The following is a 7,170-nucleotide window of genomic DNA, read 5'->3' on the forward strand; positions in this document are numbered from 1 at the left end:
TCGCCCGGCACCCGATCCGCTCGAGCTGGTGTCGCGACACGGCAAGTGTCGGGTAGCGTTCCCTCGACGGCGCTTCGGTGCCGAACGGTTCGTCCCGCGTCCGGCGTTCCCTGCCCGTGAAGCTCACGCGGGAGGCGAGACGACCGAAGGCCGCACACCCACGGGGTGTGCGGCCTTTCTCCGTCATGGGACGCCCCACCGAATCGATTCCCTGCGTGAAGCTCTGGTCGACACGGCGGGACGCCTCTGCCCACTCGAGGCGGACATGTCGAGCCTAGGACGGCCACGAGCCGCAGCACAGGGGTTGACAACGAGAAAAACCTGGTCAGCGATGACTTTTTGCTAGACGGACTAGCGACGGGGCTAGACTCCCCCTCATGCCCGATCAGCACGCCACCGCCGCGCCCTTCGACGCGTCCGGCTATTGGTACAGCAGCAGCACCGAAGAGCGCGGCGTCACGGTGTTGAACACCCTCCGCGCCTACCGTGCCGCCGAGGTCGCGATGCGGGCCCGCACCCGCAAGTCGATGAAGATGAACGACACCGACCTCGCGGCCCTGCGGTTCCTGCTCCGGGCCCAGCGGCTCGGCGACCCCGTCAGCGCGAAAGAACTGGCCGCCCAGCTGAAGATCACCTCGGCGTCGACGTCGGTGTTGATCAACCGCCTCGTCGCAAGCGGGCACATGCTGCGCCACCCCCACCCGACCGACAAGCGCGGGGTCCTGCTGACCGCCACGGGCGACTCGAACACCGAGGTGCGCGACACCATGGCGGCGATGCACGCCCGCATGATCTCGACGGCCGAGTCGCTCGACGCCGACGAGGCGGCCGTGGTCGTGGGCTTCCTGCAGCGCATGACGGCCGCGATCGAGATCGACGACCACCACGTCGACGGCGATCCGGCCGACCGGGCCGGCACGGGCACGGGCACGGGCACGGGCACGGGCACGGGCACGGGTCACCATCCGTCCTAGCCGTTGAGCGAACAACTGGTGAACTGACTAGATCGACTAACCATCGACGTGACAGTCTGACCGCGCGACACCGATTCACGGCGGTGTCGTGACCGTCCGAAGTCCCACCGTTCCGCCAGGCATCGCAGGGGTGCCAGAGACGAGCCGAACATGACCACGATCGACGTCGCTCGCAGCGACCGCACCACCGCCCGCAGCACCTTCTCCGAGGTGCGCGACACCGCCCGCCAGCGAACGCTCGCCGTCATCGCGACGGCTGCCACCGGCGCGAGCGTCAGTCTCGTCGCCGCCCTGCTCCTCGCGCTCGGCGTCGTGCGATGACGTGCCCGTCGGGCTTCTCTGCCCAGCAGATGCAGGGTCTGACCCACGAGCAACTCGTGTCGTTCGTGCGCGGGTCGGTCACGACGGCCGTCTCGGCCGCCGACCTGCACGCCGTCAGACCGCCTCGACCTGCGCCGACGGGAGCCGTCTGCGCATGACGGCCACCGCCTCCTCGTTGCTGTCGACGAGCAGGTAACGACGACCGAGGGCATCCGCCACCGCCCCGGTGGTGCCGCTGCCGGCGAAGAAGTCGAGCACCCAGTCGCCTTCGCGGCTCGAGGCCTGCACGATGCGACGCAGGACGCCCTCGGGCTTCTGCGTCGGGTAGCCGGTCTTCTCGCGACCGGTCGGCGACACGATGGTGTGCCACCACACGTCGGTCGGCAGCTTGCCCCGGGCGACCTTCTCGGGCGTGACGAGCCCCGGGGCCATGTACGGCTCGCGGTCGACGCTCGTCGAGTCGAAGTGGTACTTCGTGGGGTCTTTCACGTAGACCAGGATCGTGTCGTGCTTGGTCGGCCACCGGGTGCGGCTCTTGGCGCCGTAGTCGTAGGCCCAGATGATCTCGTTCAGGAAGCAGTCCCGCCCGAACAGCGCGTCGAGCAGCACCTTCGCGTAGTGCGCCTCGCGGTAGTCCAGGTGCAGGTAGAGGGTGCCGTCGGGGGCGAGCAGCCGCCAGGCCTCGGCCAGGCGCGGTTCGAGGAACGACCAGTAGTCCTCGAAGCGGTCGTCGTAGCCCATCAGGTCGCCCCGGATGCGCTCGTACCGCACGCCCTTGAAGCCCGCCACCGAGGTGGTCGAGTCCTCGGCGCTGCGCACGGACGTCGTCGACCGGCGACGCTGCTGCCGTCCGGTGTTGAACGGGGGGTCGAGGTAGACGATCGTGAACCCGCCGTCGGGCAGCTGCGCCGTGACGTCGAGGGCGTCGCCGTGGACCACGAGGCTCGGGGAGGCGGTGGTCCAGTCGAGGGGCATCCGACCATTCTGCTGCCTGGCGGGCACCGACACGCGCCCGACTCCCGGCCCGGGGCGCGTAGCGTGTCGGGATGACCACCGAGGTAGAGAACCGCCCCACCCAGAACCAGTACGCCCTCGTCGAGGACGGCGAGACGATCGGCTTCGCGGCCTACGACGTCGCCGGCCACGATATCCGCTTCACCCACACCGAGATCGACCCCAGCCGACGATCCGCCGGCCTCGGGGCCCGGCTCGTCCAGGGCGCCCTCGACGACGTGCGCGCGAACACCGACCTGCGCGTCGTGCCGCTCTGCCCGTTCGTGGTCGACTTCGTCGAGGACCACGTCGACTACCGCGAGCTGCTCGACCGCTGACCGCGGTGCGGCCGCCGAGGCGACCACGGCGAAACCTCTGAGCCGTACCCCCGGCAGGAGGCGCGGGTCGCCTCGACGGCGCCCCTCACGGGCTCAGGGCACGCGCGCCAGCCACTCGGGCGTCGCGAACTTCGAGGTGACGAGCTGCTCGGCCTTCTCGAGCTCGGCCTCGGTGACGTGCCCTTCGGTCGCCCCGTAGAGGCCGGTGAAGGTCTGCTTGAGCCGCTCGATGATCTCGGCGCGGGACAATCCCGTCTGGCTCCGGAGAGGATCGACGCGCTTGGCGGCGCTGGTGGTGCCCTTGTCGCTCATCTTCTCGCGGCCGATGCGCAGGACCTTGACCATCTTGTCGCCGTCCATGTCGTACGACATGGTGGCGTGGTGCAGCAGGGCCCCGTTGCCCAGGCGCTTCTGCGCGGCCCCGCCGATCTTGCCCTTGGCGCTGGTGATGTCGTTGAGCGGTTGGTAGAAGGCGTCGATGCCGAGCGACTTGAGCGCCGTGATGACCCACTCGTCGAGGTACGCGTACGAGTCGGCGAAGCTCATGCCCTGCACGAGCTCGCCCGGGGCGTAGAGCGAGTAGGTCACGATCGACTGGGCGTCCATGAACATCGCACCGCCGCCGCTGATGCGGCGCACGACCTCGAAGCCGTGGGTCGAGGCGGCGTCGAGGTCGACCTCGTTCTTCAACGACTGGAAGCTGCCGATGACCACGGCGGGCTGGTCCCACTCCCAGAAGCGGAGGGTGGGCCCGCGACGGCCCGCTCCGACCTCTTCGGTCAGCACCTGGTCGAGGGCGAGGTGCACGTTGGGCGACACCGGGGCGTCGTGGATGATCTGCCAGTCGTAGTCGCGCCAATCGGTCGCCTTCGAGAGGCTGCGGCGGATCGCCACGGCGATCGCCTCGGGCGAGAAGCCGAGCAACACCGCGTCGGCCGGCAGCCCCTGCTTGATCGTCGCCGCGATCGTCGCCGCGTCGGACTCGACCGGCAGGCCGTTCACCGCCCGGTCGACGGCGTCGAGCGCCGTGTCGGGCTCGAGGAAGAAGTCACCGGCGAGACGGAACCCGGCGATGCGCCCCTCTCTGACGTCGAGGTCGACGACCACGAGCTTTCCGCCTGGGACCTTGTACTCACCGTGCATGGTCGCAGCCTATGCCTGGTGCCCCACGCGGTCGTCGAGCCACCGCACCAGGTCGGCGACGACCTCGTCGCGGTTGGTCTCGCGGAACACCTCGTGCCGGGCGCCCTGGTAGACCACGAGCTCGACGTCGCTGAGCCGACTGCGGTTGACGTACGCGTCGGCGAGCTTGCGGGCGCTGGCCTCGCCGCCGAGCGGGTCGTCGTCGCCGACGAGGACGAGCACGGGGAGGTCGCTCGCGAGCCGGGTCGAGGGGCGACCCATCAGCCGCAGCGTGTCGGCCGTGCCGAACAGCTGTCGGGCCGTCGCCTGCACCGACAGGGGGTCGGCAGCCATGGCGTCGACCACGGCCTGGTCCCGGCTGAGCCACTCGTAGCCGGTGTCGCCGAGGTGGGCGTGCCGGGCGTTCAGGTCGCCCGCGTTCATGCTGCCGGGCATGCGGTAGGCCGTGCCGCTCAGCACGACGGCGTCGAACCGGTCGGAGCCCTCGTCGACGAGCTTCTGCGCCATCAACGAGCCCCACGAGTGCCCGAGCAGCACGAGCGGCGAGCCGGGGTTCTCGGAGCGCGCGATGCCCGTCAACCGGACCACCGCCTCCATCGCCCCGCGCAGCCCCGACGGGCCCAGGCGGCCGAGCTTCGTGTGGTCACCGCCCCACTGGCCGAGGCCGGTCTCGCCGTGACCGAGGTGGTCGTTCGCGTAGACCGTGTAGCCGGCCCGCACGAGGTCCTGGGCGAGGTCCTCGTAGCGCAGGGCGTACTCGCCGAGGCCGTGGGCGAGCTGCACCACGGCTTTGGGCGACGCCGCCTTCCAGACGTAGTAGTGCACGGTCACGCCGTGGGCATCGGTGAACTCGTAGTCGCCTCGGGCGGCGGAGAAGGTGGGCACGGAGCCAGTCTCCCATCACGGAGCCCCGCGGGCCGGGCCGGTCCGGCCCGGGCCCGCCGGGCCCCGTCCCGTCAGCGCCGGGCGTCGACGTCCGTGCGCACCACGCCGAACGCCTGGTCGAGGTCGACGTCGACCTCGGTGCCGTCGTCGAGGCGCACGTCGACCTCGTAGGCCACGCCGGTGTCGTCGCTGCGGTCGGCGTCGGTCACCGTGCCCCCACCGGCGGCGGCGAGGGCGGCGGCCGCGGCCCGGTCGTAGTCCGCGCCGGTCAGGTCGTCGTCACGGGCCGAGTCGTCGCGGGTCGAGTCATCGCGCCCCGAACCGGCGACGGGCGTCGGGGTGGCGTCCGACCCGAGCGAGTCGTCGTCGCGGTCCTCGCCGGCGACGGGCGTCGGGGTGGCGCCGGACCCGCGCGAGTCGTCGTCGTCGACGCGGCTCGAGGTGACGGAGCAGTCGTCGTCGAGCAGCACCGTCGCCTCGCGACCGTCGGGCAGGACGACCTCGACCTCGTAGCCGACGAGTCCGTCGTCGAGGGTGTCGACCTCGGTCACGGTGCCGCCGCCGGTCTCGGCGAGCGCCGCCTCCTGGGCCCGGTCGCGGGTCTGCGCGGACACGCCGTCGTCGAGGCCCGAGGCGAGGGCCACGCCGCCGCCGCCCAGCACGAGGACGCCCGCGATTCCGCCGGCGATCAGCAGGGACTTCTTCTTGGTGAGGGTGTTCTTCAGCATGGTTCGCTCCGTTCGTGGGGCCGCCGGGCGGCCGGGTCTGTCGCTCTCTCGAGCCGATGGACCCCACTCTCGCGAGAGGGCACTGAAGCGGTCCTGAAGCGACCTGAAGATCCGTTCAGGAGGCGCGGGTCGCGTCACCGGAGCGGGCGGGTCCACGTGCCCCTCGGCGGGTCGGCGCGCACCCGCCCCGCAGGGCGGGAACCCGCCGACCACCCGGTGGGGCGCTCGGGTCAGGCGGGACCGGCGGGGAGGTGGACCACGAACCGGGCACCTCCGAGAGGCGAGGCCGTGACCGACACCGCGCCTCCGTGGACCCGGACGATCTCGCGCACGATGGCGAGCCCCAGTCCGCTGCCGCCCGCGTCGCGGGCGCGGGCCTCGTCCAGGCGCACGAACCGGTCGAACACCCGCTCGCGGTCCGCCTCGGCCACCCCGGCGCCGTCGTCGTCCACGGTGAGGACCACGCCTCCGTCGCGCTCGGCGAGGGCCACGGCGACGCGGGCGTCGGCGTGCCGGGCCGCGTTCGCGACGAGGTTGTGCACGACCTGGCCGAGCAGCCCCTCGTCGCCGTCGACGCGAGCCGGGCCGACGGCCGTGGCGTCGACGGCGAGCGGCCCCCGACCGTCGGGACGGGCGACGCCGCGCAGGCGGGCGGTCTCCGACACCACGAGGTCGTCGAGGTCGACCGGGCGGCGGGTCACGCCCAGGGCGCCCTCGTCCGCCCTGGCGAGGACCAACAGGCCCTGCACGAGCGCCGTCAACCGCGCCTCCTCGCCGAGCACGGTGCCGGCCAGGGCCGCACCGTCGATGCTGCCGGGGTGCAGCAGCGCGACCTCGGCGTGCTGCCGGATGGTGGCGAGCGGCGTCTTCAGCTCGTGCGAGGCGTCGCCGACGAAGCGCCGCTGGGCCGTCGCCGACGAGTCGAGCCGGTCGAGCATGCCGTTCAGCGTGCGGGCGAGGCGGGCGATCTCGTCGCCGCCGCCCGGGTCGGGCAACCGGTGCGACAGGCTCTGGGCCGTGACCGTGTCGACCTCGCGGCGCATCGACTCGACCGGGCGCAGGGCACGGCCCACGACGAGCCAGGTGGTGACGCCCAGCACGAGCAGGGCCATCGGGATCGCCACGCCGAGCGTGACGAGACTGGCCGAGGAGGCGGCGCTCGCCTCCTCGAGGGAGCGCGCGGCCACGACGCCGTACCCTGTCGTGACGACCCGGGTGGGGACGGGGGTGGCGTCGTCGGTGGAGGACGTGGCGTCGTCGTCCGCCTCGCCGTCGTCGGAGCGCGAGCCGCCCGACCCGGAGTCGTCGTCGGCGTCGTCGTCGTCGTCACCCGTGGGGGTCGGCGTCGGGGTCGGCGTCGACGCGGCCGGCGTCGGCGTCGCGGTGCTCTCGACACCGACGTCCTCGCGTTCGACGACGAACGCGTCGCCGTCGAGCGAGACCCGGTCCCCCGAACCGGACGAAGCGATCGACGAGGCGACGTCGGCGAGGTCGTCGTCGCCTCCCACGGCGAGCACGCGCCCGGACGCGTCGGTCACGACGACCAGCGACCCGTCCGTCTCGCCCGCGACGGCCACGCTCGGCGTCGAACCGATCGCGAGGGCCGACACGGCGCGGTCCACGTCGGCCGAGGCGGCCTGGCGCGGGGCGTCGGCGAGCACGGCCTGTTGCACGAGCGCGAAGACGAGGGCGAACACCCCGAGGGTCAGCGCCACGGCGAGCACGGCGGCCACGGTGATGCGCGACCGCAGCGACGCCCGTCGCACCCGCCGCGGCCCGGTGCCGGCG

The 7,170-nt window shown here is 72.3% G+C and carries 8 protein-coding genes; 3 read left to right on the top strand and 5 right to left on the bottom strand.

The genetic code is table 11. The annotated features are described in order from the left end of the window. Positions 1-377 precede the first annotated feature (377 nt). Positions 378-974: a MarR family winged helix-turn-helix transcriptional regulator gene (locus tag IFT36_RS07815; RefSeq protein ID WP_200412817.1), complete on the top strand. Its 597-nt coding sequence runs from the start codon at positions 378-380 to the stop codon at positions 972-974. A gap of 150 nt (positions 975-1,124) precedes the next feature. Further along, entirely contained in the window at positions 1,125-1,295 is a 171-nt protein-coding gene (locus IFT36_RS07820; RefSeq protein ID WP_157485415.1) for a hypothetical protein, read from the top strand. Positions 1,296-1,409: 114 nt separating this feature from the next. On the opposite strand, the gene IFT36_RS07825 is transcribed toward IFT36_RS07820, so the two are convergent. Next, on the bottom strand, positions 1,410-2,270 hold the full coding sequence (locus IFT36_RS07825; RefSeq protein WP_200412818.1) for a DNA-methyltransferase: 861 nt from the start codon (positions 2,268-2,270) through the stop codon (positions 1,410-1,412). Between the two features lie 71 nt (positions 2,271-2,341). On the opposite strand from IFT36_RS07825, the gene IFT36_RS07830 reads away from it, so the two are divergent. Beyond that, complete coding sequence (locus IFT36_RS07830; RefSeq protein WP_200412819.1) at positions 2,342-2,626, top strand: GNAT family N-acetyltransferase; 285 nt, start codon at positions 2,342-2,344, stop codon at positions 2,624-2,626. A gap of 93 nt (positions 2,627-2,719) precedes the next feature. On the opposite strand, the gene IFT36_RS07835 is transcribed toward IFT36_RS07830, so the two are convergent. The 4 genes from IFT36_RS07835 to IFT36_RS16405 form a co-directional block, all read right to left on the bottom strand. Further along, on the bottom strand, positions 2,720-3,769 hold the full coding sequence (locus IFT36_RS07835) for a lipoate--protein ligase family protein (protein ID WP_056047318.1): 1,050 nt from the start codon (positions 3,767-3,769) through the stop codon (positions 2,720-2,722). 9 nt (positions 3,770-3,778) lie between these two features. Continuing rightward, on the bottom strand, positions 3,779-4,654 hold the full coding sequence (locus tag IFT36_RS07840) for an alpha/beta fold hydrolase (RefSeq protein WP_056047320.1): 876 nt from the start codon (positions 4,652-4,654) through the stop codon (positions 3,779-3,781). 71 nt (positions 4,655-4,725) lie between these two features. Next, a complete protein-coding gene (locus IFT36_RS07845; protein ID WP_200412820.1) occupies positions 4,726-5,382 on the bottom strand; it encodes a PepSY domain-containing protein in 657 nt (218 codons plus the stop codon). Positions 5,383-5,612: 230 nt separating this feature from the next. Next, the coding region (locus IFT36_RS16405) for a sensor histidine kinase (protein WP_307785058.1) at positions 5,613-7,170 on the bottom strand (1,558 nt) is incomplete at its 5' end.

Origin of the sequence: Frigoribacterium sp. CFBP 13605 (assembly GCF_014839405.1) — a bacterium.
In the GTDB taxonomy this organism is placed as follows: Bacteria; Actinomycetota; Actinomycetes; order Actinomycetales; family Microbacteriaceae; genus Frigoribacterium.

What these genes read in the sequence shown, in the direction of transcription:
- IFT36_RS07835 (WP_056047318.1), bottom strand. Translation starts at nt 3,769, where the DNA reads ATGCACGGTGAGTACAAGGTCCCAGGCGGAAAGCTCGTGGTCGTCGAC.
- IFT36_RS07815 (WP_200412817.1), top strand. Translation starts at nt 378, where the DNA reads ATGCCCGATCAGCACGCCACCGCCGCGCCCTTCGACGCGTCCGGCTAT.
- IFT36_RS07830 (WP_200412819.1), top strand. Translation starts at nt 2,342, where the DNA reads ATGACCACCGAGGTAGAGAACCGCCCCACCCAGAACCAGTACGCCCTC.
- IFT36_RS07845 (WP_200412820.1), bottom strand. Translation starts at nt 5,382, where the DNA reads ATGCTGAAGAACACCCTCACCAAGAAGAAGTCCCTGCTGATCGCCGGC.
- IFT36_RS07820 (WP_157485415.1), top strand. Translation starts at nt 1,125, where the DNA reads ATGACCACGATCGACGTCGCTCGCAGCGACCGCACCACCGCCCGCAGC.
- IFT36_RS07825 (WP_200412818.1), bottom strand. Translation starts at nt 2,270, where the DNA reads ATGCCCCTCGACTGGACCACCGCCTCCCCGAGCCTCGTGGTCCACGGC.